The organism is Aliikangiella litoralis (assembly GCF_052495765.1).
This window is the reverse complement of the sequence record NZ_CP199292.1, coordinates 5,815,545-5,840,497: the sequence shown is the minus strand read 5'-3', so window position 1 is coordinate 5,840,497 and position 24,953 is coordinate 5,815,545. Positions and strand designations below refer to the sequence as shown.

The 24,953-nt window shown below is 35.5% G+C and carries 20 protein-coding genes; 11 read left to right on the top strand and 9 right to left on the bottom strand.

What is annotated here, in order from left to right:
- Window positions 1–31: 31 nt before the first annotated feature.
- The 8 genes from ACT5E3_RS24375 to ACT5E3_RS24340 form a co-directional block, all read right to left on the bottom strand.
- Window positions 32–1,246: an ABC transporter permease gene (locus ACT5E3_RS24375; RefSeq protein WP_444996174.1), complete on the bottom strand. Its 1,215-nt coding sequence runs from the start codon at window positions 1,244–1,246 to the stop codon at window positions 32–34.
- Between the two features lie 7 nt (window positions 1,247–1,253).
- Window positions 1,254–2,609, bottom strand: a complete 1,356-nt coding sequence (locus tag ACT5E3_RS24370; protein WP_444996173.1) for an ABC transporter permease — start codon at window positions 2,607–2,609, stop codon at window positions 1,254–1,256.
- A gap of 10 nt (window positions 2,610–2,619) precedes the next feature.
- Window positions 2,620–3,351, bottom strand: coding sequence for an ABC transporter ATP-binding protein (locus ACT5E3_RS24365; RefSeq protein WP_444996172.1), 732 nt, complete (start codon window positions 3,349–3,351; stop codon window positions 2,620–2,622).
- A 9-nt stretch (window positions 3,352–3,360) separates the two neighbouring features.
- A complete protein-coding gene (locus tag ACT5E3_RS24360; RefSeq protein WP_444996171.1) occupies window positions 3,361–4,650 on the bottom strand; it encodes an efflux RND transporter periplasmic adaptor subunit in 1,290 nt (429 codons plus the stop codon).
- A gap of 170 nt (window positions 4,651–4,820) precedes the next feature.
- Entirely contained in the window at window positions 4,821–6,176 is a 1,356-nt protein-coding gene (locus ACT5E3_RS24355) for a cytochrome-c peroxidase (protein ID WP_444996170.1), read from the bottom strand.
- A gap of 2 nt (window positions 6,177–6,178) precedes the next feature.
- Window positions 6,179–7,111 carry a FixH family protein gene (locus ACT5E3_RS24350; protein ID WP_444996169.1) on the bottom strand — a complete coding sequence of 311 codons (933 nt, stop codon included), beginning with the start codon at window positions 7,109–7,111 and terminating at the stop codon, window positions 6,179–6,181.
- Window positions 7,112–7,200: 89 nt separating this feature from the next.
- Window positions 7,201–9,324 carry a choice-of-anchor B family protein gene (locus tag ACT5E3_RS24345; RefSeq protein ID WP_444996168.1) on the bottom strand — a complete coding sequence of 708 codons (2,124 nt, stop codon included), beginning with the start codon at window positions 9,322–9,324 and terminating at the stop codon, window positions 7,201–7,203.
- Window positions 9,325–9,727: 403 nt separating this feature from the next.
- On the bottom strand, window positions 9,728–10,588 hold the full coding sequence (locus tag ACT5E3_RS24340; protein ID WP_444996167.1) for an MBL fold metallo-hydrolase: 861 nt from the start codon (window positions 10,586–10,588) through the stop codon (window positions 9,728–9,730).
- 381 nt (window positions 10,589–10,969) lie between these two features.
- Between ACT5E3_RS24340 and ACT5E3_RS24335 the strand changes: the two genes are divergently transcribed.
- From ACT5E3_RS24335 to gcvP, 5 genes are all read left to right on the top strand, one after another.
- The gene (locus ACT5E3_RS24335) at window positions 10,970–11,776 is read left to right on the top strand and encodes a hypothetical protein (RefSeq protein ID WP_444996166.1); all 807 of its coding nucleotides are present in this window, start codon (window positions 10,970–10,972) and stop codon (window positions 11,774–11,776) included.
- An 89-nt stretch (window positions 11,777–11,865) separates the two neighbouring features.
- Window positions 11,866–12,282, top strand: coding sequence for a VOC family protein (locus ACT5E3_RS24330; RefSeq protein WP_444996165.1), 417 nt, complete (start codon window positions 11,866–11,868; stop codon window positions 12,280–12,282).
- Window positions 12,283–12,522: 240 nt separating this feature from the next.
- Entirely contained in the window at window positions 12,523–13,608 is a 1,086-nt protein-coding gene (gene gcvT / locus ACT5E3_RS24325; protein WP_444996164.1) for a glycine cleavage system aminomethyltransferase GcvT, read from the top strand.
- Between the two features lie 59 nt (window positions 13,609–13,667).
- Complete coding sequence (gene gcvH / locus ACT5E3_RS24320; RefSeq protein WP_444996163.1) at window positions 13,668–14,054, top strand: glycine cleavage system protein GcvH; 387 nt, start codon at window positions 13,668–13,670, stop codon at window positions 14,052–14,054.
- 125 nt (window positions 14,055–14,179) lie between these two features.
- Entirely contained in the window at window positions 14,180–17,056 is a 2,877-nt protein-coding gene (gene gcvP, locus ACT5E3_RS24315; RefSeq protein ID WP_444996162.1) for an aminomethyl-transferring glycine dehydrogenase, read from the top strand.
- A gap of 77 nt (window positions 17,057–17,133) precedes the next feature.
- Here gcvP and ACT5E3_RS24310 read toward each other — a convergent pair whose 3' ends face one another.
- Window positions 17,134–18,738, bottom strand: a complete 1,605-nt coding sequence (locus tag ACT5E3_RS24310; RefSeq protein WP_444996161.1) for an FG-GAP repeat domain-containing protein — start codon at window positions 18,736–18,738, stop codon at window positions 17,134–17,136.
- Between the two features lie 309 nt (window positions 18,739–19,047).
- On the opposite strand from ACT5E3_RS24310, the gene ACT5E3_RS24305 reads away from it, so the two are divergent.
- The 6 genes from ACT5E3_RS24305 to ACT5E3_RS24280 all read left to right on the top strand — a co-directional run bounded on the left by ACT5E3_RS24305 (window position 19,048) and on the right by ACT5E3_RS24280 (window position 24,871).
- On the top strand, window positions 19,048–19,557 hold the full coding sequence (locus tag ACT5E3_RS24305) for a hypothetical protein (RefSeq protein WP_444996160.1): 510 nt from the start codon (window positions 19,048–19,050) through the stop codon (window positions 19,555–19,557).
- A 134-nt stretch (window positions 19,558–19,691) separates the two neighbouring features.
- Entirely contained in the window at window positions 19,692–20,657 is a 966-nt protein-coding gene (locus tag ACT5E3_RS24300) for a hypothetical protein (RefSeq protein ID WP_444996159.1), read from the top strand.
- A 174-nt stretch (window positions 20,658–20,831) separates the two neighbouring features.
- On the top strand, window positions 20,832–21,527 hold the full coding sequence (locus ACT5E3_RS24295) for a PspA/IM30 family protein (RefSeq protein ID WP_444996158.1): 696 nt from the start codon (window positions 20,832–20,834) through the stop codon (window positions 21,525–21,527).
- 61 nt (window positions 21,528–21,588) lie between these two features.
- Entirely contained in the window at window positions 21,589–22,134 is a 546-nt protein-coding gene (locus ACT5E3_RS24290) for a rhomboid family intramembrane serine protease (protein ID WP_444996157.1), read from the top strand.
- A gap of 20 nt (window positions 22,135–22,154) precedes the next feature.
- Window positions 22,155–22,832 (top strand): hypothetical protein, encoded by a 678-nt coding sequence (locus ACT5E3_RS24285; RefSeq protein ID WP_444996156.1) that lies wholly within the window; start codon window positions 22,155–22,157, stop codon window positions 22,830–22,832.
- 65 nt (window positions 22,833–22,897) lie between these two features.
- On the top strand, window positions 22,898–24,871 hold the full coding sequence (locus ACT5E3_RS24280) for a hypothetical protein (protein WP_444996155.1): 1,974 nt from the start codon (window positions 22,898–22,900) through the stop codon (window positions 24,869–24,871).
- The last annotated feature ends 82 nt before the right edge of the window (window positions 24,872–24,953 follow it).

The window sequence follows — 24,953 nt, the reverse complement described above, 5'->3', positions numbered from 1 at the left end:
TATTTTAACCTAAAATATCACTATTTTAGGTTTAGCTGCTACGTGTCACAATTGCAGGCTCTACATCAGAAGCTTTTCTGGCTGGGTATAAAGCAGAAATTATACTGATTATAAAAACAAATACTATAATCATTAATATCCAACCAATATGAATAATATTAGTTCCGTTTTCTTGTGACATTAAAATAAGTAATATTAATGAAAAAATAATACCTATAAAAATTCCTATCCAGGTGATGATTGAATTCTCAATAAGATAATAGCGTATAATTTGCCACTTTTTTGCACCTAAAGCTCTACGTGTTCCTATTTGCTTTTTTTGTTGGGTAACTAAGTAAGATATTAGTCCTGATATGCCTAAGCCTGTAATAATTAATAAAATAAAACTGATAAATAACATAATCAATGCTCGACTACCACGACCATCATACATCCTCTTTTGAGTTCTTGTTAAAAATTCAACTTTTTGAATAAAACGGCCGGGTATTTGATATAATTGATTTCTAATCTTTTCAAGTATAGCGTCTGTTTGTTCTGGTGTAACTCTAACAAGATAATTAGGATCTAGTCCATTTATATATTCAACTTGGGGATAAATGATAGAACGATATGACATGCCTTCTGCATTAAGTCGTTCGCCATTCATAAAGTTACTATAAACACCAATGATCTCAACTGGAGGGCTATTTTTATTAAGGTAAACAAAACGACCAACAGGATTTTCTGAAGAAAAAAGAGCTTCAGACATTTGTTGGCTAATCATAATGACTGAAGGTTTAAGTTTTTGATTTTTATCGCTAGTAATTATTTCTGTTTCATAAAAGCTTCTACCCTGTAAAACTTTTAAACCAAGAACATTTAACCCATTAATATCAAAGTTAAAAATACTAGTTTTAAAAGATTGAGCTGTTTCTCTGTTTTCCAAGTAAATATTCGTTACCTGTTCAGCTGCAAATGGTGTTTGAGTACTTAAAGTGACAAATTCAATGCTCGGAATTGTCTTTAATAAATCTAAGTCATGGCTAACAACTTCGCGTAAGTTAAGTGACTCATCATAAATTTGTGGATTTATAACAATTATGTTTTGCTGATCTAAACCTGAAGGTAAATTCCATTCTTTTAGTGTTGATGTTGTCACTAAAACTGAAATGATCATCACTGTTAACGTAATAGCAACTTGTAGAATAATAAGAGAAGCAAATGCCTTACGATGTTTTAAAGACTTTATAATTGGACCATATTCCATAGTTCACCTATTGAGTTTTTAGTTGGCTAGCTGGTGGGGTATTACAAATTTTCCAAACAGGAAATAGACTGATTACTAGTGAACTACCAATGGCTATGGTAAGTGCTTGTAATATCATAATCCAATCTAACTGATATAAGTGTCGAATTGCATTTTGAGTCACAGTATAATCTGACTGGTAAATATAAATCTTCATCATTGCTTGTAATCCAAAATGGGAAAGTAAAATGCCTAATATTCCTCCAACAAAAGAAATTACTGTGATTTCAATTAAATATTGAGTCAGAATGATATGCTTTTTAGCACCCAAGGCTCTTCTTAATGCAATTTCAGGTACTTTTCCCATATATTTAGTAAACAAAATACCAATTGTATTTAGTAAACAAACTAAGAAAAATAAAATAGCTAGAACCATAAAAATAAACATCCCCTGATTATTTTCAATATTTAATTCAATATATTCTTCAAGACTAAGTAATATTGGCTTTTCACTTCTAGGTATTCGCCCCAAGGATTTTTGTTGAGATACATATTCTTCCAAATAATTGATATAGTCTTGCCTTTTATTTTGATCTTTTAAATTAACCCAAAAATTAATCCAGTTACATTCAGAGGCTTTTAAGCCAGCAATATTAGTTTGTGAAAATGATTGTTTCAGTGCTTCATCTTTTTCCCAACAAAATATCCTTCTTGGTAAATTAATATTCATAGCAAGTGATGAAGGTATGAAAATGTCGTCGAACCGAGTATTGCTAAATGAACGATCGTAAAATCTTGATTTAGGTCGCCAACGTGCCAGAACACCTAAAACCGTTAGAGTAGTTGAGTTTATTCGAATAGTTTTACCGACACTATTTTCACCGCCAAAAAAATACTGATTCATTTCATAGGATAATACAATTACGGGGCTAGCATCTTGATCATCTTTTTTACTCCAAGTATTACCATATAAAAAAGGTGCGTTAAACATATTGAAAAAGTTTTCTAGGCCAGCCATGATTCTAACTTGGCGAGGATGTATATTGCTATTTTCGCTGTTAAGAAAAGCAAAGCTTTTCCACAGGTAAGTTTTTTCTGAAGAAATATTTTCGCTATTAAATAAATTTATTGTATCTTGAAAAGTTAATTGTGGCATGCGTCGAATATTAGCGAGTTTTCTTGCATTTTTCTCGCGACTATCAATGAGTACAGTATGCAATTGATTTCTTTTTTCATACACAGGGATTTTATTAGCCTGATAGCTCATTGTTGTCATTGTTGTAAGTAGAGCTAACCCAGTAGCTATTGCACAAATTGTTAATATGGTTAATCCGGGACGATTCGCAAGATTAGTAAGGGCTAGTTTTAAATTGTATAAAAACATTTTTATCTCCCTATACGGCGCTAATGATGTCAGACTTTGGGTTTTCTTCTGTATGCGGGAACTCCGAATCTGTAGCAATAATTGAATTAACTTGTCCATCAAATATTTGAATTTCTCTATCTGCGCGTTTAGCTAAAACAGGATCATGTGTGACCATCACAATGGTTGTACCCTGATTATTAATCTGTTCAAGTAGTTCCATAACCTGACGAGCCATTAATGAGTCTAAGTTACCTGTTGGTTCGTCTGCTAATATTATTTTAGGCTCGCCTGCTATTGCTCTTGCTATTGCTACTCTTTGTTGTTGACCGCCGGAAAGTTGTGCAGGTAAATGTTCTGAACGAGATAATAAGCCGACCGTTTCTAAAGCATGATCAATTTTTTCTTTTCTTTCTTTGCGGTTAAAACCTCTGTAGCGCAAAGGTACATCAACATTATCATAGACAGGTAGTTCTGGTATTAAGTTAAAGCTTTGAAAGATAAAACCAATTTTTTCATTTCTAATTTCAGATAATTGATTATCTGTTAGGCTACTAACATTAATACCATCGAGAAAATATTCACCTTTTGATAAGTTTTCTAATAGCCCTGCGAGGTTTAAGAATGTTGTTTTACCTGAGCCAGAAGGTCCTGTTACAGAAACGAATTCGCCGCTATTTATCTTTAGATTTACTTCTCTCAAGGCGTGAGTTTCTATCATTCGAGTTTGATATATCTTACTGATATTCTTCATTTCTAACATGTTAAACTCCTAATTTGATAAATGAATTTTTTGATCTTCAATAAATGCTTCTATAGATGAAATAATAATTTCTTCACCGGCATTTAAACCTGAAATGACTTCTACTTCTGAAATACTATGCGTTCCCAATTTGATAGGCCGTTTTTCTGCAAAATCATTTTTAATGACAAAAGCAAATTTTCCACCGCCTGTTTCAACAAAAGAACCTTTTTTAACTTTAAGTACATTGTCTTTTGATTCTATAAGAATACGCGCAGAAACTCGTTGATTTTGTCTTAAATTGACAGGGATTTTATTAGTGAACTTTATTCGCCCAGTGACTTGTCCGTTGGCAACTTCTGGAGAAATGGCGGTTAGGTTTCCTGCAAGGGACTTACCATCAAAATTAATTTCTGTTTTTAAACCAACACTTAAATCATCAGCATAGCTTTCAGGTATACCAACTTCGATTTCAAAAGCAGAGAGATCAACTAATGTTAATAAAGCTAAATTTTTGCTAACAGTATCTTTTTCTCTGACTAGTAAATTACCAATTACTCCTGTCACTGGAGAGCGAAGTTGTAATTCTTCAACTTGGCGTTTTAAATCGGTAACAACAAATTTTTGTCGTTCTAATTGGAATACTTTTGTTTTTAACTCAAATTCAAGATTTTCTTTTTGGAGTTGTGCTTTCTCAATTGCATGTTTATGCTGTAATTCAATTTTTGCTAACTGTGCTTGTTGAGTTTCAAAGTCTACTTGACTTATTACGTTGAGTTTAATATTGAGTTTAGCCCGTTCAATATTTTTTTGAGCTAAAGTAAGGTCTACTTTAGCGAGTTCTATTGTTTGTTGATAGTCAAGAATAGACGTTTTAATATGGATTTTTTGTTTTTGATATTCTAACTCTAGTTCTGCTAGTTGGTTTTTTTGTTGAGCAAATTGGCTGTTGAGCTCGGGGCTATCAATGGTTGCCAATAGTTGGTTTTTCTTGACTTGATCACCTGCTTTTAAAAATAGACTGATTGTTCCTGTTGTTGGAGCAAATAAAGTTGGGCTGATCGCTGCTACAATGCGGCCTTGAACAGCAATGTCGCGTTTTAAACTTCCCTGTTTTACAGTTGCCAGCTGTATTGCTTGCTTAGAAATGCTTTGTTCGACGGAGAAAATTTGATTGAACCGACTCACTAGTAGTATAACCAAAATAATAACGGCAATAGTAAACGAGATAAATATCGATCGCTTGAACCATAATGGGCGAGCATTTAAAATAACTTTGTCTTGATTCGACGTGTCTTTGATTTTTCCACTTATTGTCATTACATATCATTGTTCAATAGATGAGATAATGATATCTATAATCAATGATTGTGCCAATTCTTAACTTTATGATTTTAAAGAAAAAAATATATTTCATTATGTTCGGTGAGTGTTCGGTGAGTGTTCGAACAGCTGAATATCACCTTGTTTAACATTCAGCTGTTTTTTAATTAACGCTTTAATCCCCACCAAGGGTCATCCATTGGTAATGGTGATGTAAGGGTATTGAGAAAGCTTTCTAGCTCAAGGGTTTCTTGTGGTGTTAGTTTTAGCGGTAAAATATCAAAGTGTGGTCGACTTGGATGCTCTTGCCGATTATAAACTGGTGGAGTAGGTACATTGTAGTGGTTAATAACTGCTGGTAGTTGAGCAAATTGTCCTGTTTGCATATAAGGTGCGGTAGCGCCAATGTTTCTTAAAGTGGGAGTTTTGATTGCCCCAACTAGCTCTAATCCCTGAGTCTTTAAGAAGCGCATTTCAACACAATCTTGCTTGTTGGCATCACTCCATTCTGACAAACATGTAAACTCATCAGCGACTAGTGCTTGTACACCAGCGTAACGCCCTAACTCTACAGGAATATCTGGTAAATCAGGGGCTCCAATATTATGAAATTCAAAGTTGGTAAACAAAGCACCATTATGACAGCTTGCACAATTAGCTTTACCAACAAATAGACGCATACCTTTAACTTCTGCTGGCGTTAGTATATTGGCTAAAGCGGTTTGCTTGCCATCAACCAGTGCGTCAATAAATTGATCAAAACGAGAATGAGGAATTTTCAGTTGGCGCTCGTAAGCCATTATCGCTTTACCTGCATTGGTAAAAACTTGATTGACCCAGTTTTGTAGTGTTTTGTCCATTTGTTGCCACTGAGATATTGCTTCTTTATCGCCTACAGGTGAAGCTTGTAGAGGCAGTTTATCCAAAGTGGTAATATCAACGTTGCCAAATATTTCTTGGTATTTTGAAGCATATTTTTTTAGTAAAAATCGCACGTATTCAACCCGTGTTGTACTAAATTCATTTGGATTTTCTATAGGTCCTAGTGCTTGTGACCATAAGCTATCTTTACGTCCATCCCAAAATTGCCAAGGGCTATAGGCTGCACCTAAAATAGTTGGTGAGCTTCTACGGGTCGTTCCAACTGCTTTTGAGCGGCTTAAGCCATCGGTGAAATAGAGTTCTGGTTTATGGCAAGAAGCACAGGCGACTTTTTTATCTCGACTAAGGTTTACATCAAAGAATAATGTTTTGCCAAATTGTGCTGCTTGTATATTGTCAGCAAACTGGTTACTAAGGGACTTCGGAGGTGGGGCGAGTTGAGATAAAGAAAAGTTTTTCAAAAAATTTATATCAACAGTAGTAAATTGGTAAATTGAAGGATCTATTTTTACCGCTTTGCTTGGTGTTTTTTGTGGTTCTTCAGAGCAGTTGCTAAGTAAGCTGATAAAAATAATACTTACTAAATAGGTTTTTCTGCGTTTTGTATTTAATTTATTTTTGATTGACTTCAGTAGCAACATAATTATAAAACCAGATTAAAAGTAAAAAAATCGGGTGAGGACGAATCAGGATTAGAGTCAGAAGTAGGTAAAATAAATTTGATAACCCACCAACCTTTCATTTGAAACTTCATTCCGTCTACTATGTAAACACCAGGTGCAATTTCATGTGTAACCTGTGGTGCTGTTGGTAAACCGTGGACATGCCCAGGCATATGGCCTTCAATTTTAATTTTTGCATTTTCTAAAGGCTGGCCTTTTAAGTCACTCACTAACAGTCGCCATTGATGTATTTTATTGAGTGGTACTGCTGCAACATTATTATTGTTAACGGCTTCTGAGTGTACCTCAATATGGGCAAAGTACTGTTGTTGACGAGAAAACTTAAAAGCACTAATGTTTAAGTCTGGTGGAGCATTTTGCTCGATTAATGCTGGTATTTGAAGAGACATATCTTTGCGCTGATCTGTAATATTCTCCATAGGTGTTTGGGTTTTGTTCAGTAAGTTTTTATGTACGCTACGAATTTTTGCATTGTGAGCAAAGAAACTTTTTACAGAATCATCCATAGTTAAAGGTTCATGATTTTCTAACCAATTAGGCCAGAGTGTAATAAAACCTTTTTCAAAACTTTTAGTCGCTTGCTGTGTGAGTTGTACACTTTTATTTCTCAGTTCTGCACCTTGTTTTTGGCTTTCTTCAAGTTGTTTTACAAGTTCGCTAATTTGGTTTTTGCTTGCAGTTTTGTTTGCTCGTAACTTTTTAAGCTGTTGACGAATTGCATTTGCATTTAAAATAATTTCTCGGGATTTTTCTTTGGCTTGGTTAGCTTGTTCTAGATATTCTACAGATTGCAATAAGTCTTGATTAATCGAAGGCGTTTTATTTTGGGTAAGTATGATCGACGAATAACTTAAAGTAAAAGTGAGTATTAATGTTTTTATTATTTGCTTCATAATTGATACTTCGCAGAGATAGATATTACGTAGAGATAAACCGGGTATAGGCAAGGCGTTATTTACCGCCCTGCCCTAAGTTTAAGTGACTATTTGAAGGTGATTTTCCAACTATCAATGGTTCCTACATCTCGAGCTGCCAAATCTCTAACACGTAACTTCCATTGTCCTGTTGCTGTTTTATTGCCAGCTTCAACGGTGTAGGTTTTATTAATGTTGTTAGATGAGCCACCTGATCGGTTGTGAACATTATAAGCAGTACCGTCAGGGTGAATTACATCTATAACCAAGTCACCAATATAAGTATGGGTAATATTGACCTCTACACTAACACTACCTGCACTACCGGTTCTGGTTGAATCAATAGGGCTAGTTACTCCAGTACTGTTATTATCTTGAATATTGTAACTATTCGTATTTTCAAAAGAGTCGCTTGGTGGTGGTGGTGGAGGCGTATCACCAAAGCTAACGGTGTAATCCTCTACTTCCCCATAATCAAAATTACCGCAAGTTGATGTTGGGGCTGCCTTGTAGCGCATAATAATTCTCATACGCGTTGTACCTTCGGCTGTTGAAGGGACATCAATTGTTCCACTCACACTGGTTTTTGAAACATTTCCTGCGTCATAAACCAGCTCATTTGTCTCGAAAGTTCCATTTTTATTAAAGTCAATCCACGCTTTCCAATATTCATCATAAGTTTGATTTCTAAAACCTGGCGTAAACTCAAATGAGTTAGCACCAGTCTGTAATGGAATGGTTTTACTGGTAAAGTCTGTATATTTTGCACCGCTAGATGGGTTATTAAAATTACCAACGGTTACCTGACTGATCCATTCATAAGATGCGTCATTACTTGCGACTGCACAATAATCTCCTCCTGGAGGTGGAGGTGGTGGTGGTGGTGTAGTGCCGCCAATTGCATCCCAATCAGGTTTAACGACAAATAACCCATTGCCAATATCGCTCATAACAATATTGCCACTGGCAAAATAGGGATAGTTACTCCAGGTACCTGACATTTGTGATGAGTTTGAGTTTGGAATGGTATCGAAGTAAGCAACTTCAGTCATGTTTCCGTTATTAATATCATCGGTTTTTAAAATACGTAACCCTGCGCGATAATTGGTTTCAATGACATAATTATTTAAAGTGTAAAGATTGTGATCAGTGGCCTGAGTTGGTCCAACATAACGGCCTATTTCAGATGGGTTGCGTAAGTCACTTACATCCCAAATATAAGAAGTTGTGTTGATACCATTTTGTCCCTCGTCAAGCTCGTCATTCATGATTAATATTTTATGCTCATCATTGAGGAACCAGCCTTGGTGAGTGTAACGAGCTCCGCTATATCCGCTACGAGATATTTGTACAGGATTGCTTTTATCACTCACATCAACAATTGTGATGGTGTCTTCATTATATGCCACGCATATTTCTTTACCTTGATAGCGTGTATCCGGTCCATTGTAGTTAACACACTGGGCATCATGAGTATATCCATCTGAAGAAAAGCAACCGGCGTAACTAGGTGAGCGTGGGTTGGAAACATCAATCATAAATAAACCACCACTACATTGATTACTTCCCACTGCGTAAGCAAAACCACTATCCTCATTGATGACGATATTGTGTGCATTACCAAAGTCACCCAAATGTGCTGTTTCAGTCAATGTTGAGTTGGGTGATGTGTTACGTAAAGTTCTCATATCAAAAACTTGCAAACCATGTTTATTGCCTGATATATCAGAAACAACAAAAGCATGATCATTATAAACTTTGACATCTCGCCAGCTAGATGTTGCGTTATTATGAGATGGTAAGAAGCCTAAATGTACAGGGTTAGCTGCATCTGTGATATCAACAAAGGCGGTTCCGTGAGTACGGCCAACAATGGCAATCTCTTTACCATTGACAGGATCAGTCCAACCCCAGATATCATTTAAATTTTGTGAACCGCCACCGAGTTGAGATTTTGGCAAAAAAGCTTGTAGATCAACCTTGTTGCATAAATAACCGTTGGCATTTCCATTAACACATTGGTTCGATAATGAAGAAGGAGTCATTAGCATGCGCATTTGTGCGGCAGTAAGTCCCTCGTTTGAATTATCGAATACAAAAGTATCTTTATACATACCACTATGGGCCCAACTTAGTGAGCACCATACTGCACTGACTGAGAGTAATAGCGGAGCTATTGGTTTGGTTTTCATAATCTTGTACCTATGGGTTGGTGTATAGTCTTATTTTTTTCGACGCGACACAACAGGGAAAACGATTGATAAATAGCAGCTCAAAACAAAATAATTTTGTTAGAGAAAATACAATCGCTAAATCCAAGACAACGACGGATATGCATCTATTAGAGAGATAATTTTCACTAAAGATGGCTGCATACAAAGCTGAGTTATTAATTTTATTTAACTTTTGATTGCAGTCTATTTTGGTCTGTTTATTAATTAGCCGACACAACTATAGACAGAGATAAAAAAGGTTTCAATTGTATAACTTGGTCTATTAAAGCTGATTTGAGATATTTTGGGTTATTGTTAACTTAATCACACTTATTTATTAAGTTGATTCGATCTATTAATGACATTGAAATACTTAGCATGATTAAAATTGATTAAGTGGTATTTTTAAATAACGAGTTCCATTAACTTCTGGCTTTGGATATTGGCCGGCACGAATATTAATTTGTAATGCCGGCAAGAGAAGTTTGGGTACTGCTAATTGACTGTCGCGCTCACTTCTTAATTGGACAAATGCCTTTTCACTGACGCCTTGATGTATATGAATATTTTTTTCTTTTTGCTCTGCTACCGTTGTCACCCAGCGTAGTTCTCTTCCTTTGGGCATATAATCGTGACACATATAGAGCTTTGTTTTTTCTGGTAATGCTAAAATTTTTTGGATTGAATGGTATAGTTGGCTTGCACTACCTCCTGGAAAATCGCATCTTGAAGTGCCAAAGTCAGGCATAAACAAAGTGTCTCCAATAAAGGCGCAGTCATTAATAACATAAACACTACACGATGGCGTATGACCTGGGGTGTGAAGAATTTTTATCGTTTGATGACCAAATTTTATTTCTGATTTATCAGCCAATAGTCGATCAAAATCTTCTGGTTTAGCCGCTTGTTGATCGGTTAAGCTGTATAAATGATTAAAAGTATTTTGCACTGTAACGATTGATTTTCCTATACCTATCTTGGCCCTTGTTTTTTCTTTAAAAAATTGTGCAGAAGTTAAGTGGTCAGCATGAGCATGAGTTTCTAGAACCCATTTTAAAGTTAGCTTCTGATTATTAATAACATCTAAAATCTTTTGTGCACTGGCATAACTTGTTGAAGCAGAAGCCGCATCAAAGTCCATTACAGGATCAATCAGTACGGCATCAAGCGTAATGGGATCAATGACCAAATAGCTTAAAGAAAATGTATCGTCATGAAAAAATACTTGAATGTTTAGAGACAATGAATTGATCCTGATTAGTTTTTTAGTAATAGCTTTAATGATAAGCCATAAATTTTATATTTAATAATATTAGCACCAGCTAAAGTATGTTGCTAGCTTATTTGGGTTAATGTTTTTAGTTTTTACTTATTTGTCTTTCATTGAAATAATTATCTTACCTGTTCGTTAAGAAAAGCACAGAACAAGTGTCAAAGAATTTTATTGGTAGTAAGTGATGCTTTGTTTTGATTTATGAGATGTTAGTAATTGTTGTTGATATTAAAATGATATGAAAATATGTCTTAGATACTACATGTAAAGTTGTACCCAAAATACTTTTACATTTCTTTTTATAATCTTTGTATTTAGTAAGCAAAAAACCTATATTCAGGAGAATATTGAATGAAAAAAATTAATCGTTTTTTTTGCCTATTTATTATGGCAATCTCAAGCCAATTTATTAGTGCACAAACACTTTATTATGAAGCCGAAATTCCTCAAACGACTTATAACCCAATTTATCCAACGCTTAATTTGCAGCAATTGAATAAAATCAAATTAACAGCATCCCAATCATCATATTCACCAGAGCCAGATATAAGCGCTATAGAATTTCAGTTTCAAGAAGCAACTGATTTTACCGCGAAGCATTTTAAGCGTGAAGATAACCGTTATATCGCGATAGTAGATGATGTTTGGGTATTTAGGCAGCTTGCAGTAGAAGTTGAGCTAACCAATCATAATCTCAGCGATGCGAAAATTAAAGTTTACATTGTTGACCATACAAGCTATCTAAATAATAGGCCATTAATCAATGGCCATTTATTGCTCGATGTTCATGCAAACTTATTAAATACAACACCGAATAAAGTCATTGATTCAGTGAATTTAATGCGTGAAAATAAACAGTTAAGCCTGACGCTTTTCCAGCGAGTATCTATTTCTATCGAGGGTGAACAAGGATTTAAAATTTCCTCAATTTGGTACGGTAAAGGTGAAAGAACTTTTTATGTGCATGCACCTTTTTATGGAAATGATAGTAACCGATTCAAAGCGATTGGAATTAAAACCGAATCAGAAACTCTTCCAAGTGGGGAAGTCATACAATTTATTTCGGTTGACTATGAAGATGAGTTTGGTAATGTGCAATCTACGCCAATGGAAGATTTAAAAATTTATTTAGATAGAGTTTATCCTCCTATTTTTTAATTGTTTGCTGGCTGGTCTACTGACCAGCCAGCTTAATTATTTTAAAACGATATAAATAATATCTAAATGTAAACTTATCGAGAGAAAGAATGAAATTTTTGCATTCAATGATTAGGACTAATAAACCGCAAGTATCGTTAGATTTTTACATTAATGGTTTAGGTTTAAAATTAATTCGTAAAAAAGAAGTCCCTGAAGGTCGGTTTACACTATATTTTGTTGGTGAGTCTGAGGAGTTACCAATGATTGAGTTAACTCATAATTGGGACGAGAGAGAATATTTTTCAGGCGATCAGTTTGGACACTTAGCGTTTGAAGTAGAAAATATATACCTGCTTTGCCAGCACTTAATTGATATGGGAGTTGTAATAAATCGACCACCAAGAGATGGTAGAATGGCGTTTGTGAAAGATCCAAATGGAATTTCAATTGAGTTATTACAAAAAGATAGTAGTCTGCCAGCTGCGGCACCTTGGACGGAAATGGAAAACAGTGGAAGCTGGTAGTTGTATTAACTTTGTATGCTAAGTTATTGAATTTTATTTAAATATTAAAAATAACTATTCAATTTAATCACCAATTTAAACATAGTCGATTAAGCTATAATATTATGCATCAAATAATTAGATGGCTTGATAAATCAATAGACGCTGAATGTTATAACAAAAAGTGTAGTTGCTTTAGTTCTAATCAGCCGTATTGCGCTGTATAATCCGCGTCTAAATTAGTCCTCAGGAATAAAAAACATGGGTAAGCAAACTCCTTTTATTGATTGTCATAATCAAGCAGGTGCCAAAATTGTTGATTTTGGTGGTTGGGACATGCCATTACATTATGGTTCGCAAATAGATGAACATCATGCAGTAAGGCAAGATGCTGGTATGTTTGATGTATCTCATATGACAATAGTTGAAGTAATTGGAGAGGATGCTAAGGCCTATTTGCAACGTCTTCTTGCTAATGATGTTGCTAAATTAAAAGAAAGTGGAAAAGCGCTTTATAGCGGCATGCTAAATGATGATGGTGGCGTGATTGATGACTTAATTGTTTATTATATTAATGACACAAAATATCGCGTAGTTGTTAATGCATCAACCCGCGAAAAAGACTTAGCCTGGATGAGTAAACAAGCAGCTAATTTTTCCGTTGAAGTGGTAGAAAATAATGATTTTGCTATGCTTGCTGTTCAGGGGCCTAATGCAATTGCTAAAACCAATAGCGTCCTTTCTGAAGCTCAACAAAGTGCAGTTGAGGGGCTGGGTGTGTTTGTTGCGGCGGATACTGAAGGTTTCTTTATCGCGCGCACCGGTTATACAGGTGAAGATGGTTATGAAATTATGGTGCCTTTAGCAGAAGTGAATAGTTTTTGGAATAAGTTAGTCGATGCGGGTGTGAAACCTTGTGGTTTAGGGGCTCGTGACACATTGCGATTAGAAGCTGGTATGAATTTATATGGTAACGATATGGATGAATCGATATCGCCTTTAGAGGCTAATATGGCTTGGACAATAACCTGGGAACCAGCAGAAAGAGATTTTATCGGTAAGTCAGCTCTTCTTGCTCAAAAAGAAGCGGGTGTAAAGAACAAACTTGTTGGGTTAGTACTGGAAGGTAAAGGTGTTATTCGTTCGCATATGAAAGTCGTTGTGGATGGCATCGGTGAAGGTGAAACAACTAGTGGTACTATGTCACCAACTTTAAAGAAAAGTATTGGAATGGCAAGAGTTCCAAAAGCCACTGGTGAACAAGTTATGTTAGAAATTCGCGGAAAATTGATCCCGGCCAAGGTTGTTAAGCCTTGTTTTGTTCGCAAAGGTGAGCCTTTGGTGTAAAATGGCCGAAAAGTAACCAATACTAAAAGATATAGACTATAAAAATTGAGGAAATTAAGATGAGCAATGTCCCTAGTGATTTAAAATATGTAAGTTCTCACGAGTGGATTCGTCAAGAAGATGACGGTACTGTTGTTGTTGGGATCACTGATCACGCGCAAGAATTATTGGGTGATGTGGTTTATGTAGAGTTGCCGGAAGTTGATAGCGAAGTCGCCTTGGATGACGAAATTTCAGTTGTTGAATCGGTGAAAGCAGCTTCTGATATTTATGCGCCGCTTTCAGGCACTATCATTGAAGTTAACGAGCTGCTCGAAGATGCACCAGAAACGGTCAACTCTTCACCCTATGATGATGGTTGGATGTTTAAAATGAAACCTTCTGAGCCATCTGAAATTGAGAATTTGCTCGATTCAGAAGCTTATCAAAACGAAATTGAAGATTAATTTGAGGCTACCTAGCTTTAACTAGGAAGCTGATGAAAATAGAGCTAGCCTCGGTGATAGCCGGGGCTTTTTCCGTTTTTTACGACTACTTTCAAAAAAATTAGCCGTAGTTTACTTAGAGAATTATGATGAAAGAAACCCTAAACGAATTATCCAATAGTCAAGAGTTTATCCAGCGCCATGTTGGGCCAGATGTTAAAGAAACAGAGCAAATGCTTAAGTATTTAGGTTTGTCTTCGCTTGATGAATTACTTGAACAAACTGTGCCTAATAAGATCCGTTTAGAGCAAGAAATCAATATTCCTAGTGCTCGAAGTGAACAGTCGGCATTGGCTGATATTGGTGAATATGCCTCACAAAACGAATCTTTTCGTTCTTTTATTGGAATGGGATATTACACGCCTAAAACACCAACGGTTATTTTAAGAAATGTTTTAGAAAATCCTGGTTGGTATACTGCCTATACACCTTATCAACCAGAAATAGCACAAGGTCGGCTTGAAGCAATATTAACGTTTCAACAGCTAACTATTGATTTGACTGGTATGGAGTTAGCAAGTGCCTCATTACTCGATGAGGCGACCGCTGCTGCTGAAGCAATGGCAATGGCAAAGCGAGTTTCTAAAAACAAAAAATCAAACCAGTTTTTTGTTGATGAAAATGCATTCCCACAAACCGTTGATGTATTAAAAACACGTGCAGAACATTATGGTTTTGAACTAGTGTTTGGTCATGCGACTGATGCTGTCAATCACGATGTTTTTGGTGCAATTATTCAGTATACAGATAAGAGCGGCGAGGTTGTTGATTTACAAAATATCATCAGTGGGTTACAAGATAAAAAAGCTGTAGCAGCCGTAGCTGCCGATATTATGAGCTTGGTACTGCTTAAAGCGCCCGGAGAGATGGGAGCTGATATTGTCTTTGGTTCATCGCAACGGTTTGGAGTACCTATTGGTTTTGGTGGTCCACATGCCGCTTTTTTTGCGACTAAAGAAAAACATAAACGCGCCATGCCTGGTCGTATTATTGGGGTTTCTATAGACAGTAATGAGCGTCAGGCTTATCGCATGGCCATGCAGACTCGTGAACAGCATATTCGCCGTGAAAAAGCGACATCAAATATTTGTACTGCACAAGTTTTATTAGCCAATATTGTTGCTTTTTATGCGGTATATCATGGCCCTGATGGTTTGAAAAGAATCGCTAACCGTATACATCGCCAAACTGCAATCTTGGCACAAGCATTGAGCAATAAAGGTGTTAAATTAGTCAATGAATCTTACTTTGATACTTTAACTATTGATGCCCAAAATAATAAGGAGGAAGTTCTAGCTCGAGCACAGCAAGCTAAAATTAATTTACGTATCGATGCTAGCGGTCAAATTGGTTTAAGCTTAGATGAAGCGACAACTAATGAAGAGTTGCAGACATTATATCAAGTAATTAGTGGTGACACTGGTACGATTGATTTAGAGACTTTAGATCAAAAAGTACAGTCGAATCAGGTGATAGGAGCATCTTCATTAAGAAATAATGAAATTCTTCAACACCCTGTTTTTAATTCTCATCATTCTGAAACTGAAATGTTGCGTTTCCTAAAGCATTTAGAGAATAAAGATTTATCATTAACTCACTCAATGATTGCATTGGGTAGCTGCACAATGAAGCTAAACGCAACCTCAGAAATGATTCCAGTGACCTGGAAAGAGTTTGGTTCTATACATCCCTTTGCACCATCTGAACAAACGTTGGGCTATCAAAAAATGATTGAAGAGTTAGAAGGCTGGCTAGCCGAAATTACTGGTTATGATGCAGTAACTGTTCAACCAAACTCTGGGGCACAAGGTGAATATGCAGGCTTATTGGCTATTCAAAAATACCATGAAAGCCGTAATGAAGGGCATCGTAATATTTGTTTAATTCCAAGTTCAGCCCATGGTACTAACCCTGCTAGTGCACAAATGGCAAATATGAAAGTGGTTATTGTTAATTGTGATGAGCAAGGTAATGTTGATTTTGACGATCTAAAGGCTAAGGCAGAAGAAGTTTCAGATAATTTATCTTGTTTAATGATCACCTACCCTTCAACTCATGGTGTTTATGAAGAGTCCATTAAAGACATTTGTAATTTGATTCATGAGCATGGTGGTCAGGTTTATATGGATGGAGCCAACATGAATGCACAAGTTGGTATTACTTCACCTGGCTTAATGGGATCGGATGTTTCTCATTTAAATCTACATAAAACTTTTGCAATACCTCATGGTGGCGGTGGCCCTGGTGTTGGACCAATTGGTGTAAAAGAACATCTTATACCATTTTTGCCAAATCACTCAGTTAGGGAACTAACTTCTACAACCAAAGGAAATGGTGCTGTTTCGGCAGCTCCTTATGGTAGTGCTGGTGTATTGCCTGTATCTTGGATGTATGTTGCTATGTTAGGCAAAGAAGGTTTGGCGCACTCAACTAAAATAGCGTTACTCAATGCAAACTACCTAACGACCCGATTAAGTGAACATTACCCTATTCTTTACACTGGTCGTAACGACAAAGTTGCCCACGAGTGTATTGTTGACTTACGTCCAATTAAAGCTGAAACAGGCGTAACAGAAGTTGATATTGCAAAACGATTAATGGATTATGGATTCCATGCACCAACTATGTCTTTTCCTGTTGCAGGCACTTTGATGATAGAGCCAACAGAGAGTGAGTCACTTGCTGAAATTGAACGTTTTGCTAACGCGATGATATCAATTAAGCAAGAAATTGAAAAAGTTCGAAGTGGTGAATGGTCGTCAGATAATAATCCGCTATGCAATGCGCCACACACTCAGTTTGATTTATTGAATTGGAATAAGCCTTATTCAATAAAAGAAGGGGCTTACCCTGTGGATGGACAAGAAGATAATAAATTCTGGCCAACTGTTAATCGAATTGATGATGTTTATGGTGATAGAAATTTGATGTGTGCTTGTCCTGCACCTGAAGATTATCGTTAGTTAATTATTTTATTTAGTAAAAAAGGCGAACTTTAATAGTTCGCCTTCAGTGAAAGCTTAAATATCGTTATTGATTTTTATAATTGATATCGATAAGTAAGCGTATAATCTGTTTTATCATTGGTGTAATTTCTTAGTTCTAAACGAAAACAATCAGCATTTCCTTTGGTATCAAAAGTTAATGTTTCAGGGTTTTCTAAAGTAAAACCTTGCGCGACAAGTTCACCTGCTGAATTATATAAATGTAAATCTAAGTCGCTTTTAATACCTGTAAAGCTAACTGAAACATTAATGATGCCACCCGAAACAGAAAAGTCGTAGTATTTTTCTTCTGCATCAATACTACCTTGATCAGTCATTGTTACTATTTCAACAGGCTCTTCTGGGCAGAGATTGTGTGTTACAGGTATAACACCATGATTATAATCAGCGATTGCAATCATCTCTGGGCAACCATCTTGGTTTAAATCTCCAAAAGCCAATCCTTCAGGATCGTAATGACTTGCATAAGGAATTGACACTCTGATTTCTTCTCCATATCCTTCCGCACTATTTAAATAAACCCCCATCGTAGTCCAACCACCATGTAATACAACAATGTCTTCAAAACCATCACTATTTAAATCGGCTATTTTTAATGTTTCAGGTATATCATAAGTTGGCAATTGAGTGGGTCCATCAAGCTCTCCTTGCGCATTTTGTGTGTAAACCCAAAGATGAGTTGGTGAATTTCTTCCTCGGCTTAATACAACATCATCGCGTCCATCTCCATTAATATCACCAACATCGATACCGCTGGTGGTTTCTGAGCTACCAACAAAATAAGTTTGCGGGGCAAGTAATTGATTGTTGCCATTGTGTAAATGAACAGAAAAGTTAGGTGTTGAGTAAGATTGACCAGACATAACAACAAAATCGTCTAGGCCGTCAGAATTTAAATCTCCTACAGCTTGATCATTATAGCCACTGGCATTGGTTGCTAAGTTTGAAGTTGATGAAAATCCTCCTTGACCATCTCCAAAATATTGTGTTGCAGGTGCTCTCCAAGGTAAGCCTAAAATATCCAGTTGGCCATCTAGATTTATATCCATTGTGCTTAATGTGTCACTGGCAGATGAGGTTACTTTTTGTGTCGAAAAATTACCATCACTAATATAGTTGATGATTGTTAATCCCGAACTGTGACCAATAATAATTTCTTCTTTTCCATCTTGATTTAAATCTGACAATTCCAGACCATTACGGTTAGCTCTGGCATCATAGCTAACGCGTTCAGGTTGACCAAGTCCATTTTCATTTGGATGAAAAATAAATGCGGAATAGTCATTTTCAGAATCAAAATAAAAATCACTAACAGCGACAAGTTCAATATCGCCATCGCCATCAATATCACCAAATTCAACAGCACCTATTGATGTTTTTCCGGGTTTGTATGCTTGGCCGACAGTAAAGTGAGAGGATTGAGGAGATTGCCGTTGAGGTGACAATAAAGAATGTTGTTTACTTTCGGTTAAACGACGGTCGCTGACTAATTGACGCCCATAAATATCCTTGAGATTAAAGAGATTTCTTTCTGGAATTATTTGTTGTTTTTCACTCGTTAAATCATTCTCATATGCTGAACATGCGGTACTTAAAATTCCTGCTACAGAGAGTGCAATAATATGTTTATTAAAAGTCATATAAACTCCTTTATCAAGACTAATTAGATAAATTTAAGGTTGTATATTTATAAATGCTGAGGAACAGACATTATGTGAGTTGAAGGTGTTTTCAACAGCAAGAATTATAAGCTGGCGCTGTCTCAAATTATGAAACAGTCAGTAAAGAAACTAGTACCTTATTGAGATTTTTAAGTTAAAATTGCATTGATAGATAAGATTGAAAATAAGGTTTATTTCGCTAAATTGATAATTATTAATTTGGTTGAATATATTATTTAAGAGTATTAAAAGAAGATAATATTTACTTGGTTGATAGTGGGTTTATTTATGAGTGAATTAAAAAAGCGTTTACTTCAATGGGATGGGCAATCCACCGAATTTTTACAACAGATTTATATCGAGTTTGAAAAACAAGCTGATTTGGACAAGTTGTTATTAAAATCACTAAAATCTCCAGATTTACAAATAGCAACAAGTTGGTTGCTCAAAACTTATTTAAGCAATAAAAGGGAGTTATCTGAAAAGCAAACTTCTCATTTATATAAAATAGCTAGTCAGTTTAAAGCTTGGCAGTCGCAATTACACTTTCTGCAAAGTATTCATTTCTTGTTAATTAGCCCTAAGGATAAATTATCAGTAGAATTTTTTCTACGCAGATGTTTGGTAAGTGATAATAAGTTTGTTAGAGCTTGGAGCTATCATGGATTTGATGTTTTAGCTGAACAGTACCCGGAGTATAGAACAGAAGTAGAGCAGTTCTTTGAGATGGCTTTAAAAGATGAAGCTGCATCTGTCAAAGCTAGAATAAGAAACTTAATAAAAACGCGAAAAGGCTAAGCTTATCTACAAACGGCATAAAAACTTGATTCCAGTGTAAGCAAATATACATTTTAAGATACATATCCAGAATGGTTTTTTATGTAAAAATAATGATATAGTTTGCTGATTATTTAAATGATATCGAAGCCAAAATGGAAATTCTCAATATTACCAATGGTAGCAATGCTGTTGATTTAATGAATAAAGCAGGCATTCAAGGAGAGAAAATACCTTGGGATGATTTGTTGCATGAAGGACCTGTTCCTATTGCTGGTGATTTAGAAGCACTTTCTCGTATTAGGGTTGACTATATTACTTCATGTGGTTGGGGAGATAAGGCATCAGTCAGTCAAAAGTTTAAGCAAAGAAATGAATGCTTACTTAATTATTCAAGATATAACCAGGTTGTATTATGGTTTGAGCATGATTTATATGATCAACTACAGCTTATTCAAATTTTGGGTTGGTTTAAACAACAAACAAAGATAAATACTGAGCTGAAATTAATTTGTAGTAGTCAGTATTTAGGTCATCACACTGTAGATTCTTTAGTTAAATTAAAGGATATAGAGCAAATTATTTCTACCCAACAATTAGATATAGCGTGGCAGGTTTGGGCTGCTTTTACTTCTGATAACCCTTATAGACTCAATGAAGTCATAAAACTCGAGTTAAGTGAACTGCCCTATCTAAAAAATGCCTTATTAAGGCTGGTTAAAGAATACCCTGATAGTGAAAATGGTCTACCTCTGACAGAGCACCTGATTTTAAAATGTTTGAAAGGTGCTTCTTTATCGCCCATTGGGCTGTTTAATATTTATCAAAAGCAAGAAGCTGCTGAGTTTATGGGGGATTCAACTTTTTGGTCACGACTTAACGTTATGGCTAAGTGCAAATTTCCACTTGTTAAATATCAAGTCAATGAAGATATTTCTTATCCTATTAATCCGTCACAAAGTGTCAGTATTACTGATTATGGGAGAGAAGTTCTTAATAATAAACATCATTGGTTTTTAGAAAATGAGATGAGTAAGTCAATCGGAGGGGCCAATATTTCCCCATCTAACTATTGGTGCTGGCATGAAAAAGATCAGCAATTAAAAAACAATGAAATATGAGAAGTTTTGTAACGTTAATAGCGTAATAAGAACTTATTTGACATATTATGTCTTTTATTGTTATTATTTGACATAATATGTCGAATGTGAAGCTGAAAGTTCTTTTAGTTGTTATTTGTTTTAGATTCGCTGTATTAAGCAATATGTTGTCATTCTTAATAGAGGGTTTTGATTATGGATATTTTGAGCAAACTTTTAACTGCTGTACGTGGAAGTGTTAGAGAGCTCGGTGAAGCGATTGTTGATGAACAATCATTGAGAATTTTTGAACAGGAAATTTATGATTCAAAAGAAAATCTAGCAGAAGCTAAAGGTAGCTTAACAGAAATTGTCGCGAAGAAAATTGCGACAGAAAGGAAGCTAGTAGAAACGAAAAAAAGTATTATAGAGCACGAGTCTTATGCTGTTAAAGCTTTGGAGCAATCTAATGAAGCTCTAGCTTTGGATATTGCCAATAAAATATCGCAGCTAGAAGTTGAAAATGAAAACCTTAAGCAAGAACTTACTCATTATGAGCAAAATATTTTAAGCTTGAAGAGTCAGATTGGTGAAGCAGAAGAGATCATCAATAATTATGAAAGAGAATTAGCTGTAGTTAAAACTCAAGACTCGCTATTAAAAGCGACCCAATCAGTTAAGCAGGCTGCTACTTTAAATGAGCTAGCAATAGACTCTGCTGGTGATACACTAGAAAAAATAAAGCAAAAACAACAGTTTATACAAGATAAAATGGATGCAAGTGTGCAATTAAACTGTGAGTTAAATGATGAAAATTTGGAGCAAAAGCTAAAGTCAGCAGGAATTAAGCAAGATGTACATTCAGCGGAAAATATCCTAGCAAGAATAAAGCAAAAAAATCAAAAAGCTTAATTTAGATTAGATGATTAAGTTGATATGATGCAATAAATATTTTAGAGGTAAATTATTGAATGTGAATAGGCATGTAACCAAGAACTATCAATTTGTTTTATTTTTAGTCGCTGTAATGTGGTTATTGGAATTTGCTAATATTGTGGTTTCGCATGAACTGAATGCTTATGCGTTATCACCAAGACAATATGAGAAATTGCCTGGTGTTATTACTATGCATTTTCTACACTGGAATCTTACCCACTTAATATCAAATTCTGTTCCACTGCTAATTATGGGGTTTTTCGTTAGCGCTTTAGGTAAAACTAAAGAAGTTACAATCACCATTATGCTAGTTAGCGGTATACTGGTTTGGATATTTGCAAGGAACGGCATACATGCTGGTGCATCTGGTTTGGTAATGGGGTATTGGGGCTATCTCATTAGTAGTACATTTTTTGAACGAAATATAAGGAATATATTAATCGCTATTATTACAATTTTTTTATATGGTGGTATTGTATTCAGCCTGTTAGATTTTAGAGAGACAACCAGTTTTGAGGGGCATTTATTTGGTTTTTCCGCTGGCCTTTTGAGCGCATGGCTTTGGCGAAAGCGAATAAAATAATTAAATAGAAGGAGGTCAATGTGGAGACATTTTTAATTAATATCAGTAGCTTTCCAACGATTATCTATAGTATTGCGCTGGTAGTAGCAATTGGTTACTGGTTATTAGTACTGCTTGGACTATTTGATTTTGATCTAATTGACATTGATGCAGATACAGAAATAGATGTTGGTGTAGACATCGATGTTGATACCGATATAAATCAGGCTGGAACAGTAGCAGGTTTTTTAACAACGCTTGGTTTAACGGGTGTACCTATTACAGTTGTTATCAGTTTACTTCTTTTAAATGGGTGGTTCATCTGTTACTTCATTAGTGAATTGATTCCACAATTCCCCAATATTATTAAATTACTGCAAGTATTAATTCAGGTAGGAGTTGTCATCATTAGTTTTATGCTGGCTTTACCGGTAACCGCAGCAATAATTAAACCTTTACGACCGCTGTTTAGAAAGATCAATCAAGAGCCTATTAGTACATCTTTAATTGGGAGAACATGTCGCATCAGAAGCAGCCGAGTAGATACTGAGTTTGGAGAAGCTGAGTGTTTGCACCATGGTGCTAGTCTAATAATAAAAGTTAGAACTCTTGGTGATACTAAGTTAATTACTGGAGATTTGGCTATACCAATTGAGTATAGTGCTGAAAATGGTACTTATTTCGTTGTACCAGAAAAAGAATTTAAAAATCAAATTTAATAAAGAAATTTAGTTACTCGTTAGACGTTAATAGTTTTAGTTAAAATTTTTCGGAGAATAAAAATATGGAATACTTAATGCCAGTTATCACCTACGGTGGAATTATATTACTGATAATAATTGCCTTAGCAGTTATGTTTAGTGCATTTTATAAAAAAGTCCCACAAGGATATGCATTAATAGTTAATGATATGTCCTCTAAACCTAAAGTACATTTTACGGGAGGGATGGTTCTGCCTGTTATTCATAAAATGGAAGTGATGAAAATATCATTAATTACTTTAGAGATTGATCGTCGAGCTAATGATGGCTTAATTTGTCAAGATAACTTAAGAGCGGATATTACAGTTGCTTTCTATTTACGAGTCAATGAAACAAGAGATGATGTTTTACGTGTAGCTAAAGCAATAGGTGTTGATCGCGCATCAGACAAAGAAGCGGTTAATGAATTGTTTAATGCGAAGTTTTCAGAAGCATTAAAAACTGTTGGTAAAAAAATGGTGTTTCTCGATTTATTTGAAAATAGAATATTATTTAGAGAAAAAATCATTGAAGTCATTGGTGATGATTTAAATGGTTATGTATTAGAAGATGTTGCGATTGATTATTTAGAGCAAACTCCTAAATCAAAATTAGATGCGACTAATATTCTAGATTCAGAAGGGATTCGTAAAATCACTGAAATTACAGCGACACAGAATATTGAAACTAATCGTTTAGAAAAAGATGAAACATTAGCGATTACTAAAAAGAATGTTGAAACCAAAGAAGCGCTTTTAGCTTTAGAAAGACAACAGGTTGATGCTGAATCTAAACAAACGCGAGAAATTGAAACTGTAAAAGCAAGAGAACAAGCCGAAACTAAGAAAGTTCAAGAAGAAGAAAGGCTAAAAGCAGAGCAAGCACGAATAGAAACAGAAGAACAGTTAGATATAAGAGAACAGGTCAAGTTAAGACAGGTAGAAGTCGCTGAGCAAAATAGAGAAAGAGCCGTTGTTATCGAGAAAGAAAAGGTTATACGTGCTCAAGAAATGGAAGCTGTTAATAGAGAGCGTGAAGTAGAGCTATCTATTATTGATAAAGATAAAGCATTGGAAGAAGAGAAAAAAATCATTGCGCAAACGATCAGTGAAAGAATTGCGGTTGAAAAGAAAGTTGCTGAAGAAGAAGAACGTATTAAAGAGGTTCAACAAGTTTCAGAAGCAGATCGAGCTAAGCAAGTTAAAATACTTGGTGCAGAAGCTTCAGCTCAAGAAGAGCTTGTTCACACTGTAAAGCGTGCAGAAGCTGAAGAGCAAAAAGCTCAGTTTAAAGCAAAAGAAATTAATGTAATTGCACAAGCTGAACTTGAAGCAGCTTCAAAACAAGCTGAAGCTGAAAAGAAAATTGCTGAAGGGGATCAAGCAACTAAAGCGGCTACTGGTTTGGCTGAAGCAAGAGTCTTAGAAGCAAAAGCAGATGCTTTTGAAAAAGAAGGTTTAGCACAGGCAAGAGTTCAAGAAGCGAAAGCAGTATCATCTCAAAAAGAAGGTTTAGCAGAAGCTAAAGTCTTAGAAGAAAAATTAACCGCAGAAGCTCGTGGTAACGAAGAGCTAGGTCGGGCTGAAGCTGTGGCATCAAAAGAAATTGGTTTAAGTGCTGCCGAAGTATTAAGAGAAAAAGGGAAAGCTGAAGCTGATGCATTAGTCGAAAAATTTGCCGCAATGAATAACATGAATAAAGAATCAAGAGAATTTGAAGAATTCCGTTTGAATCTGGAAGTACGTTTGAAAGAGGTTATGGCATCGATTGAAGCAAATAAGGAAATATCTTCTGATCAAGCAGAAGTACTTGCTGCCGCATTAAAGAATGCCAATATCGATATTGTGGGTGGTCAAGGTGATTACTTTGATAAGTTAGCTAAAGGAATGGGGGCTGGTAATGCGGTTAATGGATTTATTGAAAAAAGTCCAATAGTACAAGCGTTAATGGAAAAATTATTAGGTGGTGCAAATAGTTTACCTAAAAATATTGCGTCATCAGATAAAGATAAAACATAACTTGTAGTCAATATAATAGCTATCAATCAAATTTATGACTGGTAGCTATTCCCCATAAAAATCTCAACTTGACAGAGTTGAC

Coding starts and splice junctions, on each gene's coding strand:
- ACT5E3_RS24350 (WP_444996169.1), bottom strand. CDS start 7,111: ATGAAGCAAATAATAAAAACATTAATACTCACTTTTACTTTAAGTTAT.
- ACT5E3_RS24330 (WP_444996165.1), top strand. CDS start 11,866: ATGAAATTTTTGCATTCAATGATTAGGACTAATAAACCGCAAGTATCG.
- ACT5E3_RS24370 (WP_444996173.1), bottom strand. CDS start 2,609: ATGTTTTTATACAATTTAAAACTAGCCCTTACTAATCTTGCGAATCGT.
- ACT5E3_RS24365 (WP_444996172.1), bottom strand. CDS start 3,351: ATGTTAGAAATGAAGAATATCAGTAAGATATATCAAACTCGAATGATA.
- ACT5E3_RS24305 (WP_444996160.1), top strand. CDS start 19,048: ATGAGTGAATTAAAAAAGCGTTTACTTCAATGGGATGGGCAATCCACC.
- ACT5E3_RS24360 (WP_444996171.1), bottom strand. CDS start 4,650: ATGACAATAAGTGGAAAAATCAAAGACACGTCGAATCAAGACAAAGTT.
- ACT5E3_RS24300 (WP_444996159.1), top strand. CDS start 19,692: ATGGAAATTCTCAATATTACCAATGGTAGCAATGCTGTTGATTTAATG.
- ACT5E3_RS24280 (WP_444996155.1), top strand. CDS start 22,898: ATGGAATACTTAATGCCAGTTATCACCTACGGTGGAATTATATTACTG.
- gcvP (WP_444996162.1), top strand. CDS start 14,180: ATGATGAAAGAAACCCTAAACGAATTATCCAATAGTCAAGAGTTTATC.
- ACT5E3_RS24335 (WP_444996166.1), top strand. CDS start 10,970: ATGAAAAAAATTAATCGTTTTTTTTGCCTATTTATTATGGCAATCTCA.
- gcvH (WP_444996163.1), top strand. CDS start 13,668: ATGAGCAATGTCCCTAGTGATTTAAAATATGTAAGTTCTCACGAGTGG.
- ACT5E3_RS24295 (WP_444996158.1), top strand. CDS start 20,832: ATGGATATTTTGAGCAAACTTTTAACTGCTGTACGTGGAAGTGTTAGA.
- ACT5E3_RS24310 (WP_444996161.1), bottom strand. CDS start 18,738: ATGACTTTTAATAAACATATTATTGCACTCTCTGTAGCAGGAATTTTA.
- ACT5E3_RS24345 (WP_444996168.1), bottom strand. CDS start 9,324: ATGAAAACCAAACCAATAGCTCCGCTATTACTCTCAGTCAGTGCAGTA.
- ACT5E3_RS24355 (WP_444996170.1), bottom strand. CDS start 6,176: ATGTTGCTACTGAAGTCAATCAAAAATAAATTAAATACAAAACGCAGA.
- gcvT (WP_444996164.1), top strand. CDS start 12,523: ATGGGTAAGCAAACTCCTTTTATTGATTGTCATAATCAAGCAGGTGCC.
- ACT5E3_RS24375 (WP_444996174.1), bottom strand. CDS start 1,246: ATGGAATATGGTCCAATTATAAAGTCTTTAAAACATCGTAAGGCATTT.